Origin of the sequence: Methylocella tundrae (assembly GCF_038024855.1) — a bacterium.
Lineage (GTDB): Bacteria > Pseudomonadota > Alphaproteobacteria > Rhizobiales > Beijerinckiaceae > Methylocapsa > Methylocapsa tundrae.
The window spans coordinates 2,261,367-2,285,426 of record NZ_CP139089.1; the positions used below are offsets into that span (position 1 = coordinate 2,261,367).

At 63.1% G+C, this 24,060-nt stretch carries 24 protein-coding genes; 17 read left to right on the forward strand and 7 right to left on the reverse strand.

All coding sequences use genetic code 11. From position 1 onward, the window contains the following. Positions 1 to 136: 136 nt before the first annotated feature. From SIN04_RS12830 to SIN04_RS12850, 5 genes are all read left to right on the forward strand, one after another. Complete coding sequence (locus tag SIN04_RS12830) at positions 137 to 1,063, forward strand: LysR substrate-binding domain-containing protein (protein ID WP_134489749.1); 927 nt, start codon at positions 137 to 139, stop codon at positions 1,061 to 1,063. 72 nt (positions 1,064 to 1,135) lie between these two features. Further along, entirely contained in the window at positions 1,136 to 2,986 is a 1,851-nt protein-coding gene (gene ilvD / locus SIN04_RS12835) for a dihydroxy-acid dehydratase (protein WP_341263954.1), read from the forward strand. Between the two features lie 33 nt (positions 2,987 to 3,019). Continuing rightward, a complete protein-coding gene (locus SIN04_RS12840) occupies positions 3,020 to 3,337 on the forward strand; it encodes a DUF2853 family protein (protein WP_134489751.1) in 318 nt (105 codons plus the stop codon). A 327-nt stretch (positions 3,338 to 3,664) separates the two neighbouring features. Beyond that, the gene (locus tag SIN04_RS12845) at positions 3,665 to 4,795 is read left to right on the forward strand and encodes an efflux RND transporter periplasmic adaptor subunit (protein ID WP_134489753.1); all 1,131 of its coding nucleotides are present in this window, start codon (positions 3,665 to 3,667) and stop codon (positions 4,793 to 4,795) included. 4 nt (positions 4,796 to 4,799) lie between these two features. Further along, positions 4,800 to 7,943 carry an efflux RND transporter permease subunit gene (locus SIN04_RS12850; RefSeq protein ID WP_134489755.1) on the forward strand — a complete coding sequence of 1,048 codons (3,144 nt, stop codon included), beginning with the start codon at positions 4,800 to 4,802 and terminating at the stop codon, positions 7,941 to 7,943. 8 nt (positions 7,944 to 7,951) lie between these two features. Here the strand turns inward: SIN04_RS12850 and SIN04_RS12855 are convergent, their stop codons facing one another. After that, positions 7,952 to 8,956: a DUF58 domain-containing protein gene (locus SIN04_RS12855; RefSeq protein ID WP_134489757.1), complete on the reverse strand. Its 1,005-nt coding sequence runs from the start codon at positions 8,954 to 8,956 to the stop codon at positions 7,952 to 7,954. 293 nt (positions 8,957 to 9,249) lie between these two features. On the opposite strand from SIN04_RS12855, the gene SIN04_RS12860 reads away from it, so the two are divergent. Then, positions 9,250 to 10,749, forward strand: a complete 1,500-nt coding sequence (locus SIN04_RS12860) for an FAD-dependent oxidoreductase (RefSeq protein ID WP_244605797.1) — start codon at positions 9,250 to 9,252, stop codon at positions 10,747 to 10,749. A 161-nt stretch (positions 10,750 to 10,910) separates the two neighbouring features. Next, positions 10,911 to 11,705: a CDP-diacylglycerol diphosphatase gene (locus SIN04_RS12865; protein ID WP_134489761.1), complete on the forward strand. Its 795-nt coding sequence runs from the start codon at positions 10,911 to 10,913 to the stop codon at positions 11,703 to 11,705. 129 nt (positions 11,706 to 11,834) lie between these two features. On the opposite strand, the gene SIN04_RS12870 is transcribed toward SIN04_RS12865, so the two are convergent. The 3 genes from SIN04_RS12870 to SIN04_RS12880 all read right to left on the reverse strand — a co-directional run bounded on the left by SIN04_RS12870 (position 11,835) and on the right by SIN04_RS12880 (position 13,718). Next, a complete protein-coding gene (locus SIN04_RS12870; RefSeq protein WP_134489763.1) occupies positions 11,835 to 12,227 on the reverse strand; it encodes a DoxX family protein in 393 nt (130 codons plus the stop codon). 62 nt (positions 12,228 to 12,289) lie between these two features. After that, positions 12,290 to 12,889 carry an NAD(P)H:quinone oxidoreductase gene (gene wrbA / locus SIN04_RS12875; protein ID WP_134489765.1) on the reverse strand — a complete coding sequence of 200 codons (600 nt, stop codon included), beginning with the start codon at positions 12,887 to 12,889 and terminating at the stop codon, positions 12,290 to 12,292. Between the two features lie 130 nt (positions 12,890 to 13,019). Next, entirely contained in the window at positions 13,020 to 13,718 is a 699-nt protein-coding gene (locus SIN04_RS12880; protein ID WP_134489767.1) for a pirin family protein, read from the reverse strand. A 143-nt stretch (positions 13,719 to 13,861) separates the two neighbouring features. On the opposite strand from SIN04_RS12880, the gene SIN04_RS12885 reads away from it, so the two are divergent. Next, on the forward strand, positions 13,862 to 14,764 hold the full coding sequence (locus tag SIN04_RS12885) for a LysR family transcriptional regulator (RefSeq protein WP_134489769.1): 903 nt from the start codon (positions 13,862 to 13,864) through the stop codon (positions 14,762 to 14,764). Positions 14,765 to 14,780: 16 nt separating this feature from the next. Here SIN04_RS12885 and SIN04_RS12890 read toward each other — a convergent pair whose 3' ends face one another. Beyond that, positions 14,781 to 15,485 (reverse strand): Crp/Fnr family transcriptional regulator, encoded by a 705-nt coding sequence (locus SIN04_RS12890; RefSeq protein ID WP_134489771.1) that lies wholly within the window; start codon positions 15,483 to 15,485, stop codon positions 14,781 to 14,783. Positions 15,486 to 15,713: 228 nt separating this feature from the next. On the opposite strand from SIN04_RS12890, the gene SIN04_RS12895 reads away from it, so the two are divergent. From SIN04_RS12895 to SIN04_RS12920, 6 genes are all read left to right on the forward strand, one after another. Next, positions 15,714 to 16,190, forward strand: a complete 477-nt coding sequence (locus SIN04_RS12895; protein ID WP_134489773.1) for a hypothetical protein — start codon at positions 15,714 to 15,716, stop codon at positions 16,188 to 16,190. Positions 16,191 to 16,255: 65 nt separating this feature from the next. Beyond that, a complete protein-coding gene (locus SIN04_RS12900; RefSeq protein WP_134489775.1) occupies positions 16,256 to 16,654 on the forward strand; it encodes a DUF488 domain-containing protein in 399 nt (132 codons plus the stop codon). A gap of 97 nt (positions 16,655 to 16,751) precedes the next feature. Beyond that, positions 16,752 to 17,207, forward strand: coding sequence for a group III truncated hemoglobin (locus tag SIN04_RS12905; protein WP_134492495.1), 456 nt, complete (start codon positions 16,752 to 16,754; stop codon positions 17,205 to 17,207). Between the two features lie 46 nt (positions 17,208 to 17,253). Continuing rightward, complete coding sequence (gene ybaK, locus SIN04_RS12910) at positions 17,254 to 17,727, forward strand: Cys-tRNA(Pro) deacylase (RefSeq protein ID WP_134489777.1); 474 nt, start codon at positions 17,254 to 17,256, stop codon at positions 17,725 to 17,727. 88 nt (positions 17,728 to 17,815) lie between these two features. After that, complete coding sequence (locus SIN04_RS12915) at positions 17,816 to 18,196, forward strand: tautomerase family protein (RefSeq protein ID WP_134489779.1); 381 nt, start codon at positions 17,816 to 17,818, stop codon at positions 18,194 to 18,196. A 116-nt stretch (positions 18,197 to 18,312) separates the two neighbouring features. Further along, positions 18,313 to 19,338: an aldo/keto reductase gene (locus SIN04_RS12920; protein ID WP_134489781.1), complete on the forward strand. Its 1,026-nt coding sequence runs from the start codon at positions 18,313 to 18,315 to the stop codon at positions 19,336 to 19,338. 20 nt (positions 19,339 to 19,358) lie between these two features. On the opposite strand, the gene SIN04_RS12925 is transcribed toward SIN04_RS12920, so the two are convergent. Further along, complete coding sequence (locus SIN04_RS12925; protein ID WP_166795929.1) at positions 19,359 to 19,745, reverse strand: DUF1993 family protein; 387 nt, start codon at positions 19,743 to 19,745, stop codon at positions 19,359 to 19,361. Here SIN04_RS12925 and SIN04_RS12930 point away from each other — a divergent pair. Further along, positions 19,732 to 20,211, forward strand: coding sequence for a MaoC family dehydratase (locus SIN04_RS12930; protein WP_134489785.1), 480 nt, complete (start codon positions 19,732 to 19,734; stop codon positions 20,209 to 20,211). The genes SIN04_RS12925 and SIN04_RS12930 overlap by 14 nt on opposite strands. 246 nt (positions 20,212 to 20,457) lie before the next feature. Then, the gene (locus SIN04_RS12935) at positions 20,458 to 22,326 is read left to right on the forward strand and encodes a CHASE3 domain-containing protein (RefSeq protein ID WP_134489787.1); all 1,869 of its coding nucleotides are present in this window, start codon (positions 20,458 to 20,460) and stop codon (positions 22,324 to 22,326) included. 75 nt (positions 22,327 to 22,401) lie between these two features. Here SIN04_RS12935 and SIN04_RS12940 read toward each other — a convergent pair whose 3' ends face one another. Next, on the reverse strand, positions 22,402 to 22,995 hold the full coding sequence (locus SIN04_RS12940; RefSeq protein ID WP_134489789.1) for an HdeD family acid-resistance protein: 594 nt from the start codon (positions 22,993 to 22,995) through the stop codon (positions 22,402 to 22,404). Positions 22,996 to 23,586: 591 nt separating this feature from the next. Between SIN04_RS12940 and SIN04_RS12945 the strand changes: the two genes are divergently transcribed. After that, positions 23,587 to 24,024 (forward strand): universal stress protein, encoded by a 438-nt coding sequence (locus SIN04_RS12945; RefSeq protein ID WP_134489791.1) that lies wholly within the window; start codon positions 23,587 to 23,589, stop codon positions 24,022 to 24,024. Positions 24,025 to 24,060 lie beyond the last annotated feature (36 nt).

Consider the following 24,060-nt stretch of genomic DNA (forward strand, 5'->3'; position numbering starts at 1 on the left):
ATGTCGATTTGCGTCATGATCCGGCTCCGCGTCAGTGTGTGGCGCGATAGTTAGCGCGGAGCGATCAATCATGATAATATATTGATTTTATCATTATAATCTATATTTGTGATTGTTCTTGCAGTCGAGGATCGCCATGACACTGGAACAACTTCGCATTTTCGTCGCCGTCGCGGAGCGCCAGCACATGACGCAAGCGGCGCGCGATCTCAATCTGGCGCAGTCGGCGGCTTCCAGCGCCATCGCCGCGCTCGAGGCGCGCCACGACGCCAAACTCTTCAATCGCGTCGGGCGCCGGATCGAGCTGACCGAAGCCGGCCGGATTTTCCTTGACGAGGCGCGTTCGGTGCTGGCGCAAGCCGAGTCGGCGGAACGCGCCTTACGTGAAATCAACGGCTTGCGGCGTGGCGCGCTCACCGTGCAGGCGAGCCAGACCATCGCCAGCTATTGGCTGCCCCGCCACCTTGTCGCTTTTCACGGCGCCTATCCGCTGATGGAGATCAAGCTTACGATCGGCAATACGGCGCAGGTCGCCGCCGCCGTCGAGCAGGGCGCGGTTGAAATCGGATTTGTCGAGGGCGCCATTGAGAACGAGCATCTCGCCGCGGCGCCCGTCGCGCGCGATCAACTGGCCCTGGTCGTCGGCCCGGAGCATCCGTGGGCCGAACGGTCCGGGCTCGACGCATCCGAACTGATCCGCGGCGACTGGGTGTTGCGCGAAAAGGGTTCCGGCACGCGATCCGTCTTCGAGGCGGCGCTGATGCAGCTTGGCGTTGATGCGCGTGCGCTTCGCGTCGTCATGGAGATGCCCTCCAACGAGGCCGTCCGGGCGGTGGTCGAGGCGGGCCTTGGCGCGACCGCGCTCTCAGCGTCGGTCGCCGCGCCCAGTCTCGAAGCCGGCTTGCTGCGTCAGGCGCCGCTTGATCTGCCCGACCGCGCATTTTACGCATTGAGCCATCGCGAGCGGAGCCAGAGCCGCGCGGCGAAGGCTCTGCTCGCCATCATCGGGCAATCCGCGCCGCCTGCGGAAACCGTCAAGGGATCCCCCGGGAACAAGCGCTAAAAAGGTGACGCGCCGGATCGATTTCCCTATAAGCTGCGGGTTCGCAGAATTTCAAACGCCTGGACCAAACCAATGCCCCCATATCGCTCTCGCACGACAACGCATGGACGCAACATGGCTGGCGCGCGGGGACTCTGGCGCGCGACGGGAATGAAGGACAGCGATTTCGGCAAGCCGATCATCGCCGTCGTCAATTCCTTCACGCAATTCGTGCCGGGTCATGTCCATCTGAAGGACCTCGGCCAGCTGGTCGCGCGCGAGATCGAGGCGGCGGGCGGCGTCGCCAAGGAATTCAACACGATCGCAGTCGATGACGGCATCGCGATGGGCCATGACGGGATGCTCTATAGTCTGCCGTCGCGGGAAATCATCGCGGATTCGGTCGAATATATGGTCAACGCCCATTGCGCCGACGCGATGGTGTGCATTTCCAACTGCGACAAGATCACCCCCGGCATGCTGATGGCCTCGCTGCGCCTCAACATTCCCGTGGTTTTCGTCTCGGGCGGCCCCATGGAGGCGGGGAAGGTCCTGCTCGGCGGCAAAACGAAAGCGCTCGACCTCATCGACGCCATGGTCGCCGCCGCGGACGACAAAGTCTCCGCCGAGGATGTCGCCGCCATAGAGCGCTCCGCCTGCCCTACCTGCGGCTCGTGCTCCGGCATGTTCACCGCCAATTCGATGAATTGCCTGACCGAGGCGCTCGGCCTCTCGCTGCCGGGCAATGGCTCGGTGCTGGCGACGCACGCCGACCGCAGGCGGCTTTTCGTCGAGGCCGGCCATCTCATCGTCGATCTGGCGCGGCGCTATTATGAAGAGGATGACGCGACCGTCCTGCCGCGGTCGATCGCGAGCTTTGAAGCGTTCGAGAACGCCATGACGCTCGACATTGCGATGGGCGGCTCCACCAATACAGTGCTGCATCTGCTCGCCGCCGCGCATGAGGGCCAGATCGACTTCACGATGCAGGACATCGACCGGCTGTCGCGGCGCGTGCCGGTTCTGTGCAAGGTCGCCCCTTCCGTCCCCGACGTTCATCTCGAAGACGTGCATCGGGCCGGCGGCGTCATGGCCATTCTCGGCGAATTGGAGCGGGCCGGCCTCGTTCATGCCGATGTCCCGGTCGTTCACGCGTTGAGCCTTAAGGACGCGCTGGAGCGCTGGGACGTGCGGCGCACCTCCAGCGAAACGGTGGCGGAATTTTATCGCGCGGCGCCCGGCGGCGTGCCGACGCAGACCGCCTTCAGCCAGAGCGCGCGCTGGGCTGAGACTGATCTCGATCGCAAGGCCGGCGTCATCCGCGACGCCGAACACGCCTATTCCAGGGATGGCGGCCTCGCCGTTCTCTACGGCAATCTCGCCGAGGATGGCGCCATCGTGAAGACAGCGGGCGTCGACGCTTTGAACCTTGTCTTCGCCGGACCGGCGCGGGTTTTCGAAAGTCAGGACTCAGCTGTCGAAGGCATCCTCGGCAATGGCGTCAAGGCCGGCGACGTCGTGGTCATCCGTTATGAGGGCCCGCGCGGCGGACCCGGCATGCAGGAGATGCTCTATCCGACGAGCTATCTGAAGTCGAAGGGCCTCGGCAAGGCTTGCGCGCTCATCACGGACGGACGTTTTTCCGGCGGCACTTCGGGACTTTCGATCGGCCATGTCTCGCCGGAAGCGGCGGAGGGCGGCGCCATTGGGCTCGTCGAGGATGGCGACAGGATCGAGATCGACATCCCGAACCGGCGCATTCATCTTGCCGTATCGGACGAAGAGCTCGCCCATCGCCGGGCGGCGATGCAGGAAAAGGGCAAAGCCGGCTGGAAACCGGCGCACCGCACGCGAAAGGTCTCGACGGCGCTCAAAGCCTATGCCGCTTTTACGACCAGCGCCGCGCGCGGCGCCGTGCGCGATGTGGAGCAGCTGGAGCGCTGAAAGCAGATAGAAACAGACAGGGGAAGCATTGCGATGGCTGATCATCTTGCCGACGTCACGAAATACGCCAAAAAAGCGGTGAATGAAGCGGCTCTCGCTGGCCTTGAAAAGACCTATCGGCTGGTGTTGAGCCAGGCCGACTCGCGTTTTGTCGCCTGTTCCGATCCGGCCGAGCGCGACACGGTGCGGGAAAACTTCCTCAAAAAGAAATTGGGGCTGACCGGCGGCGACCTCGACGGCGCCATCAAGGCCGTTTGCGAGGCGATGAAGGACGAGCACAATAAATCACGCCTGACCTTCTACTATCTGCTGGCGGAACATTTCGACAGGCTCGACGCATTTTCCGCGTAGCGGTTCTTATGCGCCCACGCTAACGCCATCGGTTGTTGCCGACGGGACGCGGGGCGCTGGCGGCCACTGGCCGCGCGCCTGCAAAAGGCTGTCGTTCGCGAAAATCCCGCGTGATCAAAAAGACGCCGCGCGCGATCACGCGAGATTGACATTCGCAGGCGCCGCTAGCAGGCTGCGGTCCAATCAAAAGATCAGCTCCATTCCTGTTTTGCTTTCTCCGTCCGCACCCATTCAACCGACAGCGCCACAGAACCGCGCAAGGCCGGCGTAGCGTCGATCACATCGCCGGCCGCCGCGCCGCAGCGGCCCTGATCCTGGAGGACAGCGATGCGCCTTTCAATCCTCGCCGCGAGCTTTGCTGCCCGGCTTTTCCTTGTCATTCCCGCCGCCGCTCTTTCGGCGAGTACGGCGCTGGCGCAAGCCCCGGCCGCGACGCGCGTCGGCACGGTCCTCGCCGCGAAGGAGCCGATCAATCCCGCGCAGGAATTCGTCGGCCGCGTCGAAGCGGTGGAGCGGGTCAGCGTGCGCGCGCGCATCACCGGCTATCTGCACGAGGTGCTGTTCAAGGAAGGCGAGTTGGTCAAGGAAGGCGCGCCCCTCTACCGCATAGAGCCGGAGCCTTTCCAGGCGGCGGTGCAGCAGGCCCAAGGCGCGCTGGTTAAGGCGCAGGGTCAGGTGGCGAACGCTAGCGCCCAGCTCGAGCGCGCCGAGACCCTTCTCAAGACGCAGGCTGGCTCGGCCGCCGTGCGAGACCAAAGGACAGCCGAAGAACAGACGGCGCGAGGCGATGCCCTGGTTGCGCAAGCCAATCTGCAGACCGCCCAGATCAACCTCGGCTACACGGAAATCAAGGCGCCGATTTCAGGCATGATCGGCCGCACCAGCGTCACTAAAGGCAATGTCGTCGGACCCGACAGCGGCATTCTGACGACGATCGTCAGCCAGGATCCGATGTATGTGACAGTCCCCGTCAGCCAGCGCGAATTCCTCCAGCTGAAGGCCAATGAGCGCCGGGCCGGGACCGCGGATATGATCGTCACTCTGCGCTTTTCCAACGGCGCGGCCTATGAGTTCCCCGGCAAGATCAATTTCGTCGATGTGTCGGTGGACCGGGCGACCGACAGCGTAATGGTGCGGGCGAGCGTGCCGAACCCGCAGGGCCGCCTGATCGACGGCCAGCTGGTCAAGGTCTCGGTGCAGGGCGCCAAGCCCGAGGAGAAAATACTGGTTCCGCAATCGGCGCTCATCGCCGACCAGCAGGGCGTCTATGTATTTGTCGTGGAGGATGGCAAGGCCGCCGTGCGGCGCCTGAAGATCGGCGGCGAGAGCGGGCCGAACGCCATCGTCGAGTCCGGACTTTCAGCGGGCGAGCAAGTCATCGTCGAAGGGATGGAGGCCTTGCGTCCCGGCGCGGCGGTGATCGCTTCGCCCGCGGCCAAGACCCCCGGCCGGAGCTGAGGCGATGATCTCATCCGTTTTCGTAGACCGGCCGCGGCTCGCCATCGTTATCGCGCTGGTGACGGTCATCGCGGGCCTTGTGTCGCTGCTCGCCATCCCCATTGCGCAATATCCAGACATCGTGCCGCCGCAGGTTTCCGTCACGACCACCTATCCTGGCGCCTCGGCCGCCGTGGTGGAATCCACAATTGCCCAACCGCTCGAAAGTCAGATCGTCGGCGTCGACAAGGCGATCTACATGAAGAGCGTTAGCGGCAATGACGGCAGCTATTCGCTGCTCGCCTCTTTCGAGCTTGGAACCAATCCCGACATCAACGCCGTCAACGTCAACAACCGGGTGCAAGTCGCGTTGTCGAAACTGCCGGAGGACGTGCAGCGGCAGGGCGTGACGGTCAAAAAGCAATCCTCGGCGCTTCTTGGCGTTATCGCCCTCTATTCGCCGAAGCTCACCCACGACGAACTTTTCATCTCCAATTACGCGACGATCAACCTCGTCGATGACGTCAGAAGCACCGCCGGCGTCGGCGACGCAAAACTGTTTGCGCCCCAGGACTACGCCATCAGGATCTGGATCCAGACGGACAGGCTGACGGGTCTCGGGCTCACCTCGGCCGATCTTATCAAAGCCATCAAGAGCCAGAACGTGCAGGCCGCGGTCGGCCGCATCGGCGCGCGGCCGATCTCCGACGATCAGCAATTGCAGCTGAACATACAGACTCTCGGCCGCCTGTCGTCGATCGAGGATTTCAACAAGATCATCATCCGCACGAACCCCGACGGCTCGGTGCTCCGGCTCTCCGACGTCGCGCGCGTCGAACTCGGCGCCTCGAACCTCGACCGCGCGACGCGCCTCAACGGCGCGCCAGCGACCCTCATGGGCATCTATCAATCGCCGGGCGCTAACGCCCTGCAGACGCTGAAGGCCGTCAAGCAGAAGCTGGAGGAAGCCCAGAAGAACTTTCCCGAGGATCTTGCCTGGAAAGTGACTTACGATCCGACGACCTTCGTCTCGGCGACGATCGAGGTCGTGGAGCATACGCTGGTCGAGGCGTTCATTCTCGTTGTGCTCGTCGTCTTTCTCTTCCTCGGCAATTTGCGGGCGACGCTGATCCCGACAATCGCCGTGCCGGTCAGCCTGATCGGAACATTCGTCGTGTTGAACGCCGTCGGCTATTCGGCCAATACCGTCTCGCTTCTCGCGCTGGTGCTGGCGATCGGCATCGTCGTCGACGACGCCATCGTCGTGGTCGAGGCGGTCGAAGCCAAGATGGAGCAGCATCCCGAACTCTCGCCCGCCGACGCGACGAAGGCCGCGATGCAGGAGATCACGGCGCCGATCATCGCCATCACGCTGGTGCTTCTCTCGGTCTTCGTGCCGGTCGCGTTCATTCCCGGAATCAGCGGCGAATTGTTCCGGCAGTTCGCCGTCACCGTCGCTGTCTCGATGTTCCTCTCGGCGATCAACGCCTTGACCTTGTCGCCCGCGCTTTGCGCGATTTTGCTGCGGCCGCATCATGGACCTCGACGCGGTCCGATCGGCGCCGTCATGCGCGGCATCGATCATGTGCGCGACGCCTATGGCGCCGTGGTGGCGCGCCTCGTGCGCGTTTCGGTCATTGGCGCGGTGATGGTCGCCGTCGCGATTTTTGGCGTCGTCGCGCTGAGCAAGATCACCCCCACGGGCTTCTTGCCGGAGGAGGATCAGGGCGCCTTTTTCGTCGTTGTGCAATTGCCTGACGCCGCCTCGATCGGCCGCACCGAGGACGCGGTCAAGCAGGTCGAAGAGATCTTAAAGCAGGAGGAGGCGATCGCCGACTATTCGTCGATCGTCGGGCTGAACTTCGTTGACAATTATTCGCAGCCCAACGCCGCCTTCGTCATCGTTTCACTGAAACCCTTCGATGAACGCAAGGGCGAGGCCGACTCCGCCCCGGCGATCATCGCGCGCCTCGGCCAGAAGCTCACCGCCGTCAGAGGCGCGCGCGCCATTCCCCTCGCGCCGCCGCCGATCATCGGGCTTGGCACTGGCGGCGGCTTCAGCTATGTGCTCCGCGCCCTGGGCGGCAGCGATGCGAAGGCGCTGTCGCAGGTGCTGCGCGGCCTGCTGGTCGCCGCCAATCAGGACCCGCAGCTGTCGCGCGTGTTCAGCACCTTCTCGGCCAGCAATCCATCGATCTATCTCGACATCGATCGCGACAAGGCGCAGATCCTTGGCGTCGACATCAGCGATATTTTCCAGGCGCTGCAGACGTCGCTTGGCGGAATCTACATCAATGACGTCAATCTGTTCGGCCGGACCTGGCAGGTCCAGGCGCAGGCGGAAGCCGCCGACCGCAAGTCGATCGAGGATATCAACCGCATCAATGTCCGCAGCAAGGACGGCCAGATGATCGCGCTGCGCAGCCTCGTCGAGACGAAAGTCGTAATCGGGCCGCAAGCCCTGATCCGCTACAACAACCGCCTCGCCGTCACGGTGCAGGGATCTCCGGCGCCGGGCGTTTCGTCAGGTCAGGCGCTGAACGCCATGGAGAGCGTCGCCGCCAAGGCGCTGCCGCGCGGCTATAGCGGCGAATGGACCGACATCTCGTTCCAGGAGAAGCGCGCCGAAGGCAAGACCGCGATCATCCTCGGCTTCGCGGTGCTGTTCGCTTTTCTCTTCCTCGTCGGGCTCTATGAAAGCTGGACGATCCCGGTGCCCGTGCTCCTGTCTGTGACGATCGGCATTGTTGGCGCTTTCGCGGCGATCGTCGTCGCCCATCTGACGCTCGATCTCTATGCGCAGATCGGCATGATCGTGCTGATTGGCCTTGCCGCCAAGAACGGCATTCTCATCGTCGAATTCGCCAAGGAACGCCGCGAGCACGGAATGCCTTTGCTCGAGGCGGCGACGGAGGGGGCGAGGCTGCGGTTCCGGCCGGTGATGATGACGTCGTTCGCCTTCATTCTCGGCCTGACGCCGCTGGTGTTTGGCACGGGTGCGGCCATGCTTGCCCGGCGCAATGTTTCGACGCCGGTGTTCGGCGGCATGCTCGCCGCATCCTTCATCGGGATTTTCGCGATTCCGGCGCTCTATGTGATGTTCCAGGCGCTGCGCGAGAAGGTCAAGGGCGGCTTCGGCAAGAAGGCCGCGGCCGCTCCGAAAGCGTGAGGCGCGGGCTAACCGCCGACCTGCCGCCAAAAACTCTGGTCGACCCAGCGTCTCATCTGCGGCGCGGTTTCTTCGGCTGCAGACAGCGGCAGCACGGGCACGCCGATGGTGCGTTCGAAGGCGAGAATGTCCTGCGCGCGGGCGTCGGCGAAGTCGAACAGGCTCCTGCGGATGCGCCCGCTGCCGAATTCAAGATCGATCTGCAGTTCGCCACGGCTGACGATGATGGCCCCGGTCTTGGGCAGGTCCAGCAGGAATGGATCATAGACGAGAACCGCGAGAACCTCGTTTTTTGCGGCGAGGCGAATGAGGGATTCCCGGGTGCGCGGACCCTGGCCCTCGAAATCGCTGATCACCACGATGAGATGATCCTGGGGCGCAAGGCGCGCGGCCGCTTCGAGCGCGGCGTCGAGCTTTGACGGTCCCCGCGCTCGCGTCGAATCCGCCCGCAGTTCGGCGTTCTGCGTCGCCACCGCCTCGATGAGCCGCATGGCCGCTGTGCTGCTGCAACGCGGCTCGACGCGCTCGATCAGCGCATCATTGAAGACGACGCCGCCGATCGGCGCGCCATGATCGAGAACCCCCCAAACGCAGAGCGCCGCCGCCTCCGCCGCCGCGACGGATTTCATGGAGCGGCGGGAACCGAAGAACATGTTGGGGCGCTGGTCGACGACGATCAGGGCGGGCCGGACCTTCTCCTCGAAGCCGGGCGGCCCGAAGGCCTGCCGCGCGCGCGCGCCGGCGCGCCGCTCGATGACGCCGGTCTCTTCGCCTCCCGCCAGCGGCGGGAGCGCATCCTCGGAGGCATGGCCGTCGAACGGATGCGACGGATGACCGCCCGAATGCAGGCTCTGCACAGGGTGGCGTGGGGGAAAGCTGAACTCGCGAGCGGTCGCATGGAGGGCGACGAGATCGGCGATCGACGTATAGACTCCGTGGCGCGAGGCGGAAGAGGCTTCGCGGATCCGGCGCGGCGCCGACAGCCGGCCCATGGCGGCGTAGGAAAGGCCCATTGCAATCCCTCGATCATGGCGCCAGCCGATCGCCCGCCGCCAGAAGCGTGAAGCTGGCGACAGAGGGAGCTGGCGATGCAGCGGAACGTTGTATGGAGCTTTCTTGACTACCGCCAAGATAGCCACGACCTTCACCCATGTGCAAGCGCTTAATGCTGCACTGCGCCCGAGGGGACGGCGCAACGTTCGCGCGGTCGTGGCGTTAATGCTTCGATCCCACTCTTTACCGGTGACGTCCAATGGCGGCGAACGATAGCGAAAACGATGCCCTTGACTTCAATGAGCCAGTCCCAGTGGCCTCCATCCCGGAGGGGCGGCTCGTCAGAGGCAAATTCGACGGCAAGACGCTCGTCATTCTGCGGCGCGGCGACGACATCAGGGCTTTTCGCGGAACCTGCACCCACCTTGGAGGTCCGCTGGCCGAGGGCCTGCTTGTTGGCGACCGGGTGCGCTGCCCCTGGCATCAGGCCTGTTTCGATCTTCGCTCGGGCGAGGCCATCGCGGCGCCCGCTTTCGCGCCCTTGAAGCGCTACGGCGTCGAGATCAAAGACGGCAAGGCGCGGCTGGAGACGCCGCAGGCGGCGCAAGCGGCGAAGCCCTCCGGCGCGGCGAGCGCAGGGCCCTTCCTCATTATCGGCGGCGGCGGCGCGGGCTTCGCCGCGGCCGACATGCTTTGCCGTGAAGGCGCCGGGGGCGCGATCACGCTTGTTTCGCAGGATGAATCGCCGCCCTATGAGCGCACCCTGCTGACCAAGGATTATCTCGAGGGGTCATGGGACAACCCGCGCATCAACCTCGGCGCCGAGCCGCTCGACCGGCGGGGCGTCGCAATCGAGCTCCGCTCGGAAGTCGTCAGCGTCGATCCCCATCGGCATGTCGCGGCGCTGGCCGATGGCCGAGAATTGCCATACCGGAAGCTTCTTCTTGCAACAGGAGCCGAGCCGCGCCGGCCCGATTTCGAGGGGGCGGCGCTGCCGCGGGTTCATCTCCTGCGCTCGCTGGCGGATTGCCGCGCGATCATCGCGGCGGCGAAATCGGCGCGGCGCGTCGTCGTGCTGGGGTCGAGCTTCATCGGGCTCGAGGCGGCGGCGAGCTTGCGCAATCGAGGCCTTGAAGTCGATGTCGTCAGCCAGGATACGGCTCCTATGGCGCGCGTTTTCGGAGCCGAAATCGCAAAGGCCATCGTCGGCGTTCATGAAAAACATGGCGTCAGACTCCATCTTGGACGCAAAATCGCAGCCTTCGACGGGGCGTTCGTCACGCTCGACGACGGCGCGCGCCTGGCCGCCGATCTCGTGCTGGCCGGCATCGGCGTCACGCCGCGCCTTCGCCTTGCGGAAGCCGCCGGCCTCACGGTCGATCATGGCGTCGTCGTCGATGCGTTTTTGCGCACGAGCGATCCGGATATCTTCGCCGCGGGCGACATCGCCGCCTGGCCCGATCCGCACTCCGGCCAGCGGCTTCGCGTCGAACATTGGAATGTCGCCGTCCGGCAGGGGCAGGTCGCCGCGCAGAATATGCTCGGCGCGCGAAGACCCTTTACCGACGTTCCCTTTTTTTGGACCAGGCAGTTCGACTTTTCGCCGCTCTATCTCGGCCATGCGGCGGAGTGGGACACGATCAATATGGACGGCGACGTCGAGAAGCAGGATTGCACGGCGCGCTATCTCCTCGATGGCCGGGTGATGGCGAGCGTGATGATCGGCCGAGACATGGCCTGCCTCGAAGAGCGCGAGCGCATGGAGCGCGCGGCGGCGCAAGATGGAGGCGGCGCATCATGCGGGGCTTCCTGAGCTGGACGAAACCGCGGCGAGACGCTAAGCATCACCTCCGAAAAGTGGATGGGGGTTTTCGGATCAAAATGGCGCCAAATCACGGCATTCTGAGCAAGGCGAGCCTGGCGCGCCAACACGACCTTGCTTAGTGAAGGCGTCGAAAGGATTGCCGGCGCCCGATGTTGATTGAAACTCCCCCCGCGCCGGCGGCGTCCGAGGCAAAAAGCCTTCGCCGCTTTGGCGCCGCGCTTGGCGCGATCTGCCTGATCGGCGCCGCCGCGGTCGGAGTCGCGGCCGCCTCCGACCCTAACGCCCTGTGGAGCATCGTCCACGGGCTTTGCGTGTTTGACAAGACGCACCTTCATACCTCAGCGCCCTGCGCGTCGGTCGATCTCGAGGGCGGCGAAGCGCAGGGATCGGCGGTGTTGAAGGATATTCTTGGCAAGACACAGTTCCTGCTCATTCCGACGCGCCGCCTCACCGGCATCGAAGATCCGCTCATCGGCACGGACGGATTGCCGAATTATTGGAGCGCCGCCTGGGATGCGCGCAATCTCGTCGCCAAAAACGCGCGGAGGGATCTCGCGCGCGATGAGATCGGCATGGCGATCAACGGCGCCGGCGCGCGCACGCAGGATCAGCTGCACATTCACATCGATTGCGTGCGGCCGGACGTGCGTGACGCTCTTGCCGGCAGGTCAGCCGAAATCGGCGCGCATTGGGCCGATTTCACCTTGCTGGGCGGCCACTATCGAGCCCGCCGAATCGACGGGGAGGCGCCGGACCCCGACCCTTTCAGGCTGCTCGCCGAGGACAAACGGTCAGCGCCTTTGAGCGAGGATTCGCTCGCCGTCATCGGCGCCCGCTTTTCGGACGGAAAGCCGGGCTTTGTCCTTCTTGCGGAGCAGGCGCCGCGCGGCGCCGTTCATACGGAAAACCTCCTCGATCACAGCTGCGCCGTGGCGGCGCGATAGCTGCGCGGGCGCCCGCGGCCGCGCAAACGCCGTTCGAACGCGCGAAGCAAGGCCCTGATCGCACAGCTTTGCCTATTCTTTTTGTTCATGGTTCGTGGTTGACAAAGCGGCTGCGCTCGCCGGCGCTTTCTAGGCCGCCTTGCGGGCGTCAAGGCTGCAGGCGCCGCCGCCAAAGGCCGCGGCCTGCAAAAAGCCGCCCGCGATAGCGAGGTCCTTCAGAAAATGAAACATCTCGTTCTGTTCAGCGAAGTTGTGATGAAAAACGAGGGCCGTCGCGATCGAATAGAGCGCCAGTCCGGCGGCGACGATCCGTGTCTGGTAGCCAAGGAGAAACAGGGCGCCGCCGCATAGCTCGACAAGAATCGAAACCCAGAAGGCGAGATCGGGCAACGGCAGCCCCATGGCGACGATATAGGCTTTGGTGGCCGCGGGAGCCGTCAGCTTGCCAATGGCGCTGACGAAAAACAGCGCGACCAGCAATAATCGGCCGATGGCGGCCGCGTAGCGATCGAGATTGACCATGGACTCTGTCCTTCGAGGCAGGGGAACCGGCGCGGGCGGGCGGACAGCCGCGAAAACGCGTCTCAGCCGTGAAGCTTTTTGGCGACCTCGGCGATCCTTCGGCCCTGATAGCGCGCGCCGTCGAGTTCGTTCTGGCTTGGCTTACGCGAGCCGTCGCCGCCGGCGATCGTCGTCGCGCCATAGGGCGAACCGCCAGTCACCTCGTCAAGCTTAAGCTGGCCGCCAAAGCCATAGTCGAGCCCGACGACGACGAGGCCGAAATGGAGAAGATTGGTGATGATGGAGAACAGCGTCGTCTCCTGCCCGCCGTGCTGGCTGGCGGACGAAGCGAAGGCGCCGCCGACCTTGCCGTTCAAGGCGCCGCGCGCCCAAAGGCCGCCCGCCTGATCGAGGAAATTCGCCATTTGCGAACTGACCCGGCCAAAGCGCGTGCCCGTCCCCACGATGATCGCGTCGTAATGTTCGAGTTCGGCGACCGTTGCGACGGGCGCCGCCTGATCGAGCTTGTAATGGGACGCCTTGGCGACCTCCGGCGGCACGAGCTCGGGCACGCGCTTGATGTCGACGGTTGCGCCGGCTTCGCGAGCGCCCTCCGCGACAGCCTCCGCCATCGTCTCGATATGGCCATAGGCGGAATAATAAAGAACGAGAACTTTTGCCATTTGGATCCCCTGGGAAACGTCCTGCTCGATCTTCAACAAAGGCAGGATGACGAGAGCATGACCGCTTCGGAGCCATGCTCTTCATTTTTATTCGGACATGCCGTGATCGGAAAACGTCAGGCCCCGCCGATTAGGCGGCGTCGACGAGAACGATCTCCGCATCTTCAAGCGCGGTGATCTTCAGCGCCGCCTCGTGCTGGATCGCTCCGCCGTCCCGAGCCTCGAGACGCACGCCGTTGACGTCGACCGAGCCTGTCGCCGGCACGAGATAGCCGACGCGCTCCGCGCCGAGCGGATATTCGATCGTCTCGCCGGCCTTCAGCGTCGCCCCCAGCACCCGCGCGTCGGCGCGGATCGGCAGCGCGTCCCCGTCGCCCGCAAAGCCGCTCGCAAGGGTGACAAGGCGCCCATCGCGGCTCGTTTTCGGAAAGGGTTTCGCGCCCCAGGACGGCGCGCCGCCAGGACGCGTCGGTTCGATCCAGATCTGAAAGATCTTCGTCGATTTGGGTTCGAGATTATATTCCGAATGGCGGATGCCGGTCCCCGCGCTCATCACCTGGACGTCGCCGGCCTCCGTGCGGCCCTGATTGCCAAGGTTGTCCTTATGCGTGATCGCGCCCTCGCGGACATAGGTGATGATCTCCATGTCGGAATGCGGGTGCGGCGGAAAGCCGGTATTCGGGGCGATTTCATCGTCGTTCCAGACGCGCAGGGCGCCGACGCCCATGCGCTTCGGGTCGTAATAGCTCGCGAATGAGAAATGATGTTTGGCCTTCAGCCAGCCGTGGTCCGCGCCGCCAAGTCCGTTGAAGTTTCTGCGCTCGATCATTTGAGGTCTCCGTCGTGGCCTCGACGCATGACCTTTGAGATCATGCCCTAGCCGATGGGCCAAATCTATGGCATGGGCTGAAATAAAAAATAGAAAGCTTGGAAATACACCCTTTCCATTATTTAACGATTAGCCGGGTTCGAATGTCAAAGCTGCCCGATCTCGAAGGACTGGCGATCTTCGCCAAAGTTGTGGAAATGCGCTCCATCGCCGCGACGGCGGCCGATCTCGGGCTGTCCTCGCCGACCGTCTCGAAGGCGTTGAGCCGCCTTGAAAAAAGACTTGGCGCGCGGCTGTTCAACCGGACCTCGCGCCGTCTCGCGCTCACCGACGCCGGGCAACAGCTGGCCGAGCGCGCGACCCGACTCGTCACCGATGCGGAGGCGGCGGAAAATGACCTCCTCGCGCAGTCCGCGAACCCGCGCGGCCTCGTGCGGCTCGCAGCGCCGATGTCGTTTGGCCTGCGGGAAGTCGCGCCGATCCTGCCGGATTTTCTCAACCTTTACCCGGAAGTCTCGGTCGATCTCCATCTCAGCGACGCGATCGTCGATCTGATCGGCGACGGCTTCGACGCCGCCCTTCGCCTCGGTTTCCTGCCGGATTCCTCGCTCATTGCGCGAAGGCTCTGCGCCTCGCCGCGCTATACCGTCGCCGCGCCCTCCTATCTCGCGCGGCGCGGATGTCCGGCGCATCCAGCCGAGCTGGCGCGCCATGTCTGTCTTGGCTACACCTATTTGCAGACGCCCGATATCTGGCGCTTTTCCAACGCAGCCGGGGAAGAAGTCGCCGTCAAACCGAAAGGCCAGCTCCGCGCCAATAATGGCGACGCTCTGATGCCGGCGCTGATCGCGGGCCTTGGCATTGGCGACCTGCCGGAGTTCATCGTCAAGGAAGCCCTCGCGGACGGCCGGCTCAAAAGGGTGCTGACGGATTGGCTGACCCAGCAGGGCAGTCTCTTTCTGGTGACGCCGCCGGGCGGACCGCGCCCCGCCCGCGTCGAAGTGCTGGCTGATTTTCTCGGCGAGCGTCTCGCCAGGCGAGGTTGAGTTTCCTGGTCGCGCCCTAATCGCCGATGTCGTCCGCGATGCGCTTGATCCCGGACGGTCTTAAAATCGTCACGCGCTGACGATCACTGGAAACCAGCCCCGCCTTTTCCCAGGCGCTCAGAATCCGGCTCGCCGTGTGCAGCGTCGTTCCCGCCAGTTCGGCGACATCTTTTCGAGTCAATGGAAACTCAATCCGGGCTTCGCCGGCGCTGCGTCCGTCCTCTCCGGCAAGACGCAGCAGGGCGTTGGCGAGGCGCCGCCCGACGCGCTGGGTCGAGAGTTCGCGCACCCTGTCCTGCGCCTCCCCGAGGCGGGCGCCGATAATTTTGACGAGGTTCAAGCCGATGCCCGGATAAAGGGCGATGAGATCGATGAGATCGGCTTTGCTCCAGCTGATCTCGACGCAATCGGTCAAGGCGACCGCCTCGGCCGGAGCGCGGCCGTCGGTGAACAGCGCAACCGAACCAAACATTTCGCGGGCGCCGATAAAACGCATGACGACTTCGGCGCCCTCGCCCGCGGTTTGCGAAATGCGAACGGAACCGTCGATCAGCGCATGGCAACGTCCGATCGCATCGCCCTGCGCAAAAATGCGCGTGTCTTTCGGAATATGCCGGAGGCGCGCCCGGCCGCCGACGTCGGTGAGCGCGGCAGCCGTCAACCCTGTGAACAGGTCCAGCGCGGCGAGGACGCTGGGGGTCAAGGGAGGAGAAGCTCTCATTCACGCTATCCTAGAGCATAACGCCGAAAAGTTGCAAACTTTTCGGACCCGCATCATGCGTTAAAACAAAGACTTAAGGAGCGGAATGCGATTCCGCTCAAACGCCCTCTGCTCTATGACGAGAGCAGCAAATGTGGGAAAGGTTTGTGCTGGAGCAACGACGCCGCGCCGCCTTCGCGCAATGTTTTGCGCGTCGCGCCGAGTTGGACGCCAAGTTGAGGATCGCCCATGAACGACATTATCGCCGCGAGGGCGATTCATGTTCTCGCCGTCGTGATCTGGATCGGCGGCGTCGCCCTGATTACGCTGTCGGTCCTGCCGGCGGCGCGGCGCGGCGATCTCGGCCCCAACCGCATTGCGGCTTTCGAGGCGATCGAGCGCCGTTTTTCCGGCCATGCGCGCATCGCCGTCTTGCTGGTCGGGCTCAGCGGTCTCTATATGCTCTACCGACTGGATATTTGGGCGCGGTTTCGTCTCGCCGAATTCTGGTGGATGCACGCCATGGTTTTTGTCTGGCTCGTCTTCGCCATTTTGCTGTTCATCGCGGAGCCGCTGATTTTGCATAGGCGCTTCCATGAGTGGGGGCGCCGCGATCCGGACGGCGCCTTGGCCGCTTTGCAGCGCGGTCATTGGGTTTTGCTCGCGCTGAGCCTCGTCACGATCTTCGGCGCTGTCGCCGGAAGTCAGGGATGGTCTTTATTCTGAATGGTCGCGGCGGCGCGCTCCGAGGATTGCGCCTTATCGCAGCGGCGTCCTCTATGGGGGATTGCATGAGCATCGAAATCAAACTGAAGCGCGCTTACGAGCCTGCCGGCGCCGATGATGGAATGCGCATTCTGGTCGATCGCTTGTGGCCGAGAGGATTGAGCAAAGCCGCCGCCGCGCTGACGCTGTGGATGAAAGACATCGCGCCCAGCACCGAGCTGCGCGAATGGTTTGCTCACGATCCCGCGCTATGGCCGGAATTTCAGCGGCGCTATCGCGCCGAGCTCGACGCCAACGGGGAGGCTGTTGAACGTATGCGCGATCTCTTGCAAAAAGGCCCCGCGACGCTGCTCTACGCCGCGCATGATCGTGAGCATAATCAGGCGGTCGTCCTTGCGTCCTACCTCCAAAAGCGCGGGAGCCATCCGCGCGTTTCTCACCAGAGAGGCCGCCATGGCGGATGAACCTAACGAATTCGCATCGCCCGCCTGTTTCGCACATGAAGCGGACGCCGCCTATATGGGATATGCACGCCCGGCGCTTGCACAGAAAGATCATGAAATGCCGCCGGCGACAGAGACTGCCGCCACGCGTCGCGCGCAGGCCGTCGAAAGGCTCAAAGCCGAGACGGGAATTGACGATATGATGATCGAAAAGCTGGTGCGCGCTTTCTACGGCCGCGTGCGGGAGGACGCCTTTATCGGCCCGGTTTTCGCCGAGAAGATCAAAGATTGGGAGCCGCATCTGCACCGCATGTTTTCCTTCTGGTCATCGCTCATGCTGATGAGCGGAAGCTATCATGGCCAGCCGATGCGCATGCATCTTCCGCTGCCGATCGAAGGCGCCCACTTCGATCGCTGGCTTGCCTTGTTCGAAGCAACGGCGCGCGAGACCTGTCCGCCCGCGGCCGCCGATCAATTCATCGAGCGGGCGCGCCGCGTCGCCGAAAGTCTGGAGCTCGGAATCGCCGGCGCGCAGGGCGTGATCCTCGGCAAGGGCGAACGCTTCGCGCCCTAGCGTTGATCCCTCTTGGCCGTTGGGCGCGGCCTGATAAAAAGGGCGCATGTCAAGAAGCACGCCCGCCGTCATCGCCCTTGAGCGCGCCGCAATCGCCTTTACGACGCGAAGCTACGTCTACGATCCCGGCGCCGCCAGCATAGGGATGCAGGCGGCGGAAGCGATCGGCGAGCCGCCGCATCGCGTTCTCAAGACATTAATGGCGGAAGTTGACGGCAGGCCGGTCTGCGTCATCATTCCCTCGGATCGCGAAGTCAGCATGAAGAAGCTGGCGGCGGCTTTCAGCGGCAAATCAGCGAGGATGATGCGCCCCGCCGACGCTGAGCGGATGACGGGCTACCACGTCGGCGGAATCAGCCCGTTCGGCCAGAAGCGCAAGGTCGAAACGGCGATCGAGGAAACCGCCCTGAGACAGGACTTTGTGTTCGTCAACGGCGGCCAGCGCGGCTTGCAGCTGCGGCTCGACCCGCGGGAGGCGAGCGCCCTTCTCAAAGCAAAGGTCGCGTCTTTGACGGCGTGACCGCCTGGCCTTTGCGCTCGCGCGCTCTGGACAATCGAGCCGCTCCAGGCTTACGGAAAAGACCCTGTCAATCCAAGAGGCGCCTCTTATGCCGCTCGTTCGCATCGATCTTGCCCGCGGCAAGACGGAACATTATCGCCAGACCGTCGGCGACGTGGTCTATGAAGCCATGATCGCCACCTTGAACGTGCCCGCCGACGATCGCTTCCAGATCATCGCCGAGCATTCGCCAAACGACTTCATCGTCGATCAGAATTATCTCGGCATCAAACGCACCGACGACGTGATCGTCATTCAGGTGACTCTCAACGCTGGAAGATCGGTGGATCTGAAGCGCGCCTTCTACAAGGCGGTCGCGGACGGATTGCATCAGCGCCTCGATCTGCGTCGCGAGGACGTCTTCATCAACCTCGTCGAGACGGCTAAGGAGAACTGGTCCTTCGGCAATGGCGAGGCGCAATACGCATAGCAAGCCTCGCGAAAAGTTGCGCATGCCCGGACGAGATCATGCGTTACACAGCCAAGCTGAGGGGCGCTGCCGGCAGCGCCTGAGTTTTTCAAAATCTCAAAGTAAAGAGGCCGCACATGGAATATAGACGTCTTGGCGGATCCGGCTTCAGCGTTCCGGTCTTGAGCTTCGGCACAGGCACATTTGGCGGCAAGGGAGAGTTTTTCTCGGCCTGGGGCGCGACCGACGTCAAAGAGGCGAGCCGCCTCGTCGATATTTGCCTTGAGGCCGGCCTGACGCTCTTTGACAGCGCCGACATCTATTCGTCGGGCGCGGCCGAAGAGATCCTTGGCGAAGCCCTCAAGGGACGGCGCAACGAAGCGCTGATCTCCACGAAAGCGACCTTCCGGTCGGGCGAAGGTCCAAACGACGTAGGCGCGTCGCGGTTTCATCTGATCGAAGCGGTGGAAGCCGCCTTGCGGCGCTTGCAGACCGATCATATCGACTTGTTTCAGCTGCATGGCTTCGACGCCATGACTCCCGTGGACGAGACGCTATCGGCGCTCGACGACCTCGTGCGAGCCGGAAAAATCCGCTATGTCGGCTGCTCGAATTTCTCCGGCTGGCATCTCATGAAGTCGCTGGCCGTGGCGGATCGCTACAATCTGCCGCGCTATATCGCCAATCAGGCCTATTATTCGCTTGTTGGGCGCGACTATGAATGGGAGCTGATGCCGCTCGGGCTCGACCAGAAAGTGGGCGCGATGGTGTGGAGCCCGCTCGGCTGGGGGCGGCTTACCGGAAAGATCCGGCGCGGCCAGCCGCTTCCCGAGACCAGCCGGCTCCATAAGACCGGCGACAAGGGCCCGCAGATCGAGGAGGAATACCTCTATCGCGTTGTCGACGCTCTCGACGAAATCGCGAAGGAGACCGGCAAATCCGTGCCGCAGATCGCGTTGAACTGGCTGCTTCAGAGGCCGACCGTATCGAGCGTCATCATCGGCGCGCGCGACGAGACGCAACTGCGGCAAAACCTCGGCGCCGTCGGCTGGTCCTTGACCCCTGAACAGATCGCCAGACTGGACGCGGCGAGCCATCGGACGCCGGCCTATCCTTATTGGCATCAGCACGATTTTGCCGAACGCAATCCTCCGCCCGTCTGAGCCATCGCCGCCGTTGCGCCTCACGCCTTGAGGCGCAACGCGCCCATATAGTCGCGCTTGCCAAGGGGCGCGCCTTTCATCCGAAGGATGTCGTAGGCTGTTGTCGCGTGGAAATGGAAATTGGGCAGGGAGAACGACATCAAAAATCCCTCGGCCGTGAAAAGCCGTTCGGAGTCGCCGACCTTGAATAAGACGTCGGCTCCTTCGCGGGCGTTGATTTCTTCCGACGTGAGCTTCCGTAAGGCGCTCCGCGCATCGTTGACGAGCCCTTGCAGGCCTGCGTAGTCATGGAGCGGCCTCTCGCCCGGCAGACCGATCAGGCCGCTTCTGATGGCCTCGATCGCGTTTACGGAATGGTAGACGAGAAATCGTAAACAGCCTTGGAGATGTCTGATGGAACAGAGCAAGGGCGAGGAAAGCAGCCTGTTTTATCTCGACGATCTCAAAATCGGCCAGCGCTTCGTCAGTGGCTCGCACACGATGGACGAGGCCGAGATCAAGGCTTTCGCCGCCAAATTCGATCCTCAGCCCTTCCATCTCGACGATGAGTCGGCGAAAGACTCGCTCTTCGGCGGGCTCGCCGCCAGCGGCTGGCATACGGCGTCTATCACGATGAAGCTTCTCGTCGAAGGCGGCGCGCCGCTCGCAGGCGGCGTCATCGGCGCTGGCGGCGAGGTCGCGTGGCCGCGGCCAACCCGGCCGGGCGACCGGCTTCAGGTCGAAAGCGAAATCATCGACATAAAGCCTTCGCGCTCACGGCCCGAACGCGGAATGGTCACGGTGCGCAGCGAAACGCGCAATCAGCGCGGCGAAGTCGTGCAGATCCTCACGGCGAAACTGGTCGTCGCGCGCCGGCCGGCCTCATCGGTCTGAGACGCCGCCGGAGTTGACGCGACCGGTTCGCCGACGGCGACGCGGCCCGCACGCCTGACACGAATCAACATGAGCCGCAATCTTGTCGCGCTTTGCGAGGAGAGTTATTGTCTTTTTCATCGCGCGCCCGCGCTTTGTCTAGTTTTATACATATCAAGCGTGGACGAACTGGCGCTTTGACAAGTATTCTTCATGTGCAAGTATTCTTCATGTGAGGGGCGCCGGCGCCGCGAAAAGGGACTTTTGATGCCGACCTTCCTGAGGAAGCGCTCCATTGTCTCCCTGCTTATCGCTTTCACGCTGTTGCTCGGCGTCATCGTCGCCACCGTCCTTATCAACGCGCGCCAGCAGCACGATCAGGCGAATGTTCAGCGCTCCCTCGACATCGAACTTCGTCTCGCCCACGTTTTCTCATTGGTGCAGGACGCCGAAACGGGCCAGCGCGGCTTTCTCCTGACTGAAAAGGAAAGCTATCTTCTCCCCTATGAAGCCGCCGTGCGGGAACTCGACGCCGAATTCGCCGCTCTCGGCGCCAGGGTCTCCGATAACCAACATCGGGTCGCGGCGCTGGCGGCGCTCCGCGTCGACGTCCAGGAAAAACTTGCTGAACTGCGCAAAACGATAGAACTCGTTCGCGACGGCAGGATGGAGGACGCGCTTGAGGAGGTGCGCAGCGACAGAGGCCAGGCCTTGATGCGCCGCGCGCGCGAAGCGGTGCAGCGCATGAGCGCCGCCGAACAGCAAATCCTGGTGGAAAGGCAGGCCTATTCGGCTGGCGCCGCGGCTCTGACCCGCACCGGAGAAATATTGGCGCTGCTCCTCGCGATCGCGCTCGGCGCGCTGACGATCAAAGACAGCCAGCGGCTCTTCGCAAAGATCGCCGACGCCAACGAAGCGCTTCGAGTAGCCAACACGAAAGTGCTTGAAGAATCACAGCAAAAGGAGCGCCTCGAACAACAGTTGCGGCAATCACAAAAGCTCGAGGCGATCGGCCATCTGACCGGCGGCATAGCGCATGATTTCAACAATATGCTGGCGGTGATCATTAGCAGCCTGAACCTGTTGAAACGACGGGCGGAGCGCGGCGAAAAAGATTTCCTGAAATTCGCAGATAGCGCGCTCGACGGCGCGGAGCGCGCCGCGATGCTGACGCACCGTCTGCTCGCTTTCGCCCGCCAGCAGCCGCTTTCGCCGCAGGCCGTCGATTGCAACAAATTCGTCGCGGGCATGTCCGATCTGCTCCGCCGCACGCTCGGTGAGATGGTCAAGGTCGAGACCGTTCTGGCCGGCGGCCTGTGGCGCACATTCGTCGACCCGAGCGAACTCGAAAGCGCCGTCCTCAATCTCGCCGTCAATGGACGCGACGCCATGCCGGACGGCGGCAGGCTCACGATCGAAACCGGAAACGCCAGTCTCGACGACGTTTACGCCGCGCAGCATGTCGGCGTTCCGGCGGGCCAGTATGTTCTCGTCACAGTGACTGACACCGGAGTCGGCATGGCGCCAGAAGTCGCCGCCAAAGCGTTCGATCCCTTCTACACGACCAAGGGGATCGGCAAGGGAACCGGGCTCGGCTTGAGCCAGGTGTTCGGCTTCGTGAAGCAGTCGGGCGGCCACGTCAAAATCTACTCCGAGCCTGAACAGGGAACAGCGATCAAGATCTACCTGCCGCGCTTTTTCGGCGATGATACCGAGCCGGCGTCCTCGCCCGCGGCGGCGGCCACCGTCGTTCCGATGGGAAGCCCCGATATTGTCGTCCTTGTTGTCGAGGACGAAGAACGAATGCTTCGCCTCGCGTCCGAGGCTTTCCATGATCTCGGCTACACCGCGCTTCAGGCTGATGGTCCCGCGACAGCGCTGCGGATCATCGCTGAACGTCCCGACATCAGTCTTTTGTTCACGGATGTCGTGATGCCCGAGATGAGCGGGCGCAGTCTGGCGGAGGAGGCTCTGCGCCAGCGCCCCGGCCTGAAAGTTATCTATACGACAGGCTTCAGCCGCAACGCCGTGATTCACAATGGCGTGCTGGATCGCGACGTTAATTTCCTGACAAAGCCGTTTACCCTGGAGCAATTGGCGCGAAAGGTCCGCGCCGTGTTGAAGGGGGCGGAATAAGGCCCGCCACGCGAAGCAGCCGCAGCCTCGCGTGAAACAGAAATGCAAGGCGTTGCGCCCAGGAGTTGGAGGAGCTCAGGCGGCTGCTTTGCGCGCCGCCAGCGCCAGGCTGATGATGGAGACGCCGCCGAAAATGAGATCGATGCCGACGAGCAGGCCCAGCGCCCAAAGGACAGAACCCGGAAGGCCGGATATAAGGATGGCGGCGAGCACCAGGTCGATGACGCCGTTGACGACGATCCATTGCCACCGGTCCGTCAATTCGCGGCGATGCTCGAGTCCGAGCAGGATAGTGAGCACGCCGTCGACGATGAAATAGGCGATCAACACCACTGTCAGAGTAAAAAGACCGGCAAGGGGGCTCCACAGCAGGGCGATGCCCGCCAGCAACGCGACCGCAGATGAGAGCAACGCCCACCAGAAGCCGGGCGCCGTCCGCGACTGGTAGGAGAATATCAATCCGGAGACGCCCGCGAACAGAAACAGCCAGCCGATGAAGATCGTGGCGGCGACGCCGGCGAGGAAGGGAGCAAGCACCGCGAGGATGCCGAGCACGACAAGGATGGCCCCTTCGGCGAGAAAGAGCTTCCAATGCCCGCCTATGGATTTGCCGAACGCGGCTGAAATGCCGGACGGACCGAGTGGTCTCGCCGCTGGTGAGTCGATCATGATGTTTCTCCTATTCTAATCGTTGGCGGTCTTGATCAATGGCGTGATCGGCGGCGCGATGCGTCAAACCACGGGAAGCAATCGTCGGCCGCAACCCTGCGCCGCAACGATTTCAGCGGAAGATTAAGCTCATGCCAGCGCGCACAACGGCGACAAAGGCCGCAAGACGCACGATGTTTCGACGCCGAATCGATCATGCTCGTTATCTCATTCTTCGGGCGCATGAGACTACGCGAAAAAGTCTACACCTTTTCCAGGATTGCGCTCCAGAGTTCTTTATTCTGTCGCACTATCTCTAAACAAATTGGCGGCGATTTCGCGCGATAATGCTTTGATCGAGTCTTTATCGCGTGACGCCCGGCAACAATTCTGGAGCGCTCCTTTGCAAGCCCCGGTAAAGGCGGCCGCCTTCTTAAAAAACCATAAGGGCGTATTTCGATCACGGATTGATCAGCGTCAACGCTTACGTCATGTATCATGAGTAGGCCAGTGTCGGCGTGGTTTCGAGCCGCTCGCTAAATCGTCAAGACAGCTTCAAATCATCAAGGCCCAAGACGCCTTCAAATCATCAAGACCAAGGAGGAAGCCCCCGTGTATAGCAACATCCTTATCCCGACCGATGGTTCTGAACTGGCGTCGAAGGCGGTCAGCCACGGCGTCGAGCTGGCGAAGGCGATCGGCGCGAAGGTCACGATTCTCACGGTCACCCTGCCCTTCCGCGTTTTCTCGGCTGAAGCTGCGATGATTGAAGACACGCCCGATGACTATACCACCCGCCTCGCAGAACAGGCGGAAAAAACCCTCGGCGAGGCCTCAGCCGTGGCGGTGGCGGCCGGCGTTCCCGTCGAGACGCTTCAGGTCGAGGATGACCGCCCCTATCAGGCGATCATCGACACGGCGGCCTCAAAAGGCGCCGATTTGATCATCATGGCCTCACATGGCCGCAAAGGCATCTCGGCGCTGATCCTCGGCAGCGAGACTTCGAAGGTGCTGACCCATTGCAAGGTGCCGGTGCTCGTCCATCGGTGAGAGCGGAACGTTTCAAGCCGAAGCTTGATCTGATCG

Coding starts and splice junctions, on each gene's coding strand:
- SIN04_RS12830 (WP_134489749.1), top strand. CDS start 137: ATGACACTGGAACAACTTCGCATTTTCGTCGCCGTCGCGGAGCGCCAG.
- ilvD (WP_341263954.1), top strand. CDS start 1,136: ATGCCCCCATATCGCTCTCGCACGACAACGCATGGACGCAACATGGCT.
- SIN04_RS12840 (WP_134489751.1), top strand. CDS start 3,020: ATGGCTGATCATCTTGCCGACGTCACGAAATACGCCAAAAAAGCGGTG.
- SIN04_RS12845 (WP_134489753.1), top strand. CDS start 3,665: ATGCGCCTTTCAATCCTCGCCGCGAGCTTTGCTGCCCGGCTTTTCCTT.
- SIN04_RS12850 (WP_134489755.1), top strand. CDS start 4,800: ATGATCTCATCCGTTTTCGTAGACCGGCCGCGGCTCGCCATCGTTATC.
- SIN04_RS12855 (WP_134489757.1), bottom strand. CDS start 8,956: ATGGGCCTTTCCTACGCCGCCATGGGCCGGCTGTCGGCGCCGCGCCGG.
- SIN04_RS12865 (WP_134489761.1), top strand. CDS start 10,911: ATGTTGATTGAAACTCCCCCCGCGCCGGCGGCGTCCGAGGCAAAAAGC.
- SIN04_RS12870 (WP_134489763.1), bottom strand. CDS start 12,227: ATGGTCAATCTCGATCGCTACGCGGCCGCCATCGGCCGATTATTGCTG.
- wrbA (WP_134489765.1), bottom strand. CDS start 12,889: ATGGCAAAAGTTCTCGTTCTTTATTATTCCGCCTATGGCCATATCGAG.
- SIN04_RS12880 (WP_134489767.1), bottom strand. CDS start 13,718: ATGATCGAGCGCAGAAACTTCAACGGACTTGGCGGCGCGGACCACGGC.
- SIN04_RS12885 (WP_134489769.1), top strand. CDS start 13,862: ATGTCAAAGCTGCCCGATCTCGAAGGACTGGCGATCTTCGCCAAAGTT.
- SIN04_RS12890 (WP_134489771.1), bottom strand. CDS start 15,485: ATGAGAGCTTCTCCTCCCTTGACCCCCAGCGTCCTCGCCGCGCTGGAC.
- SIN04_RS12895 (WP_134489773.1), top strand. CDS start 15,714: ATGAACGACATTATCGCCGCGAGGGCGATTCATGTTCTCGCCGTCGTG.
- SIN04_RS12900 (WP_134489775.1), top strand. CDS start 16,256: ATGAGCATCGAAATCAAACTGAAGCGCGCTTACGAGCCTGCCGGCGCC.
- SIN04_RS12905 (WP_134492495.1), top strand. CDS start 16,752: ATGCCGCCGGCGACAGAGACTGCCGCCACGCGTCGCGCGCAGGCCGTC.
- ybaK (WP_134489777.1), top strand. CDS start 17,254: ATGTCAAGAAGCACGCCCGCCGTCATCGCCCTTGAGCGCGCCGCAATC.
- SIN04_RS12915 (WP_134489779.1), top strand. CDS start 17,816: ATGCCGCTCGTTCGCATCGATCTTGCCCGCGGCAAGACGGAACATTAT.
- SIN04_RS12920 (WP_134489781.1), top strand. CDS start 18,313: ATGGAATATAGACGTCTTGGCGGATCCGGCTTCAGCGTTCCGGTCTTG.
- SIN04_RS12930 (WP_134489785.1), top strand. CDS start 19,732: ATGGAACAGAGCAAGGGCGAGGAAAGCAGCCTGTTTTATCTCGACGAT.
- SIN04_RS12935 (WP_134489787.1), top strand. CDS start 20,458: ATGCCGACCTTCCTGAGGAAGCGCTCCATTGTCTCCCTGCTTATCGCT.
- SIN04_RS12940 (WP_134489789.1), bottom strand. CDS start 22,995: ATGATCGACTCACCAGCGGCGAGACCACTCGGTCCGTCCGGCATTTCA.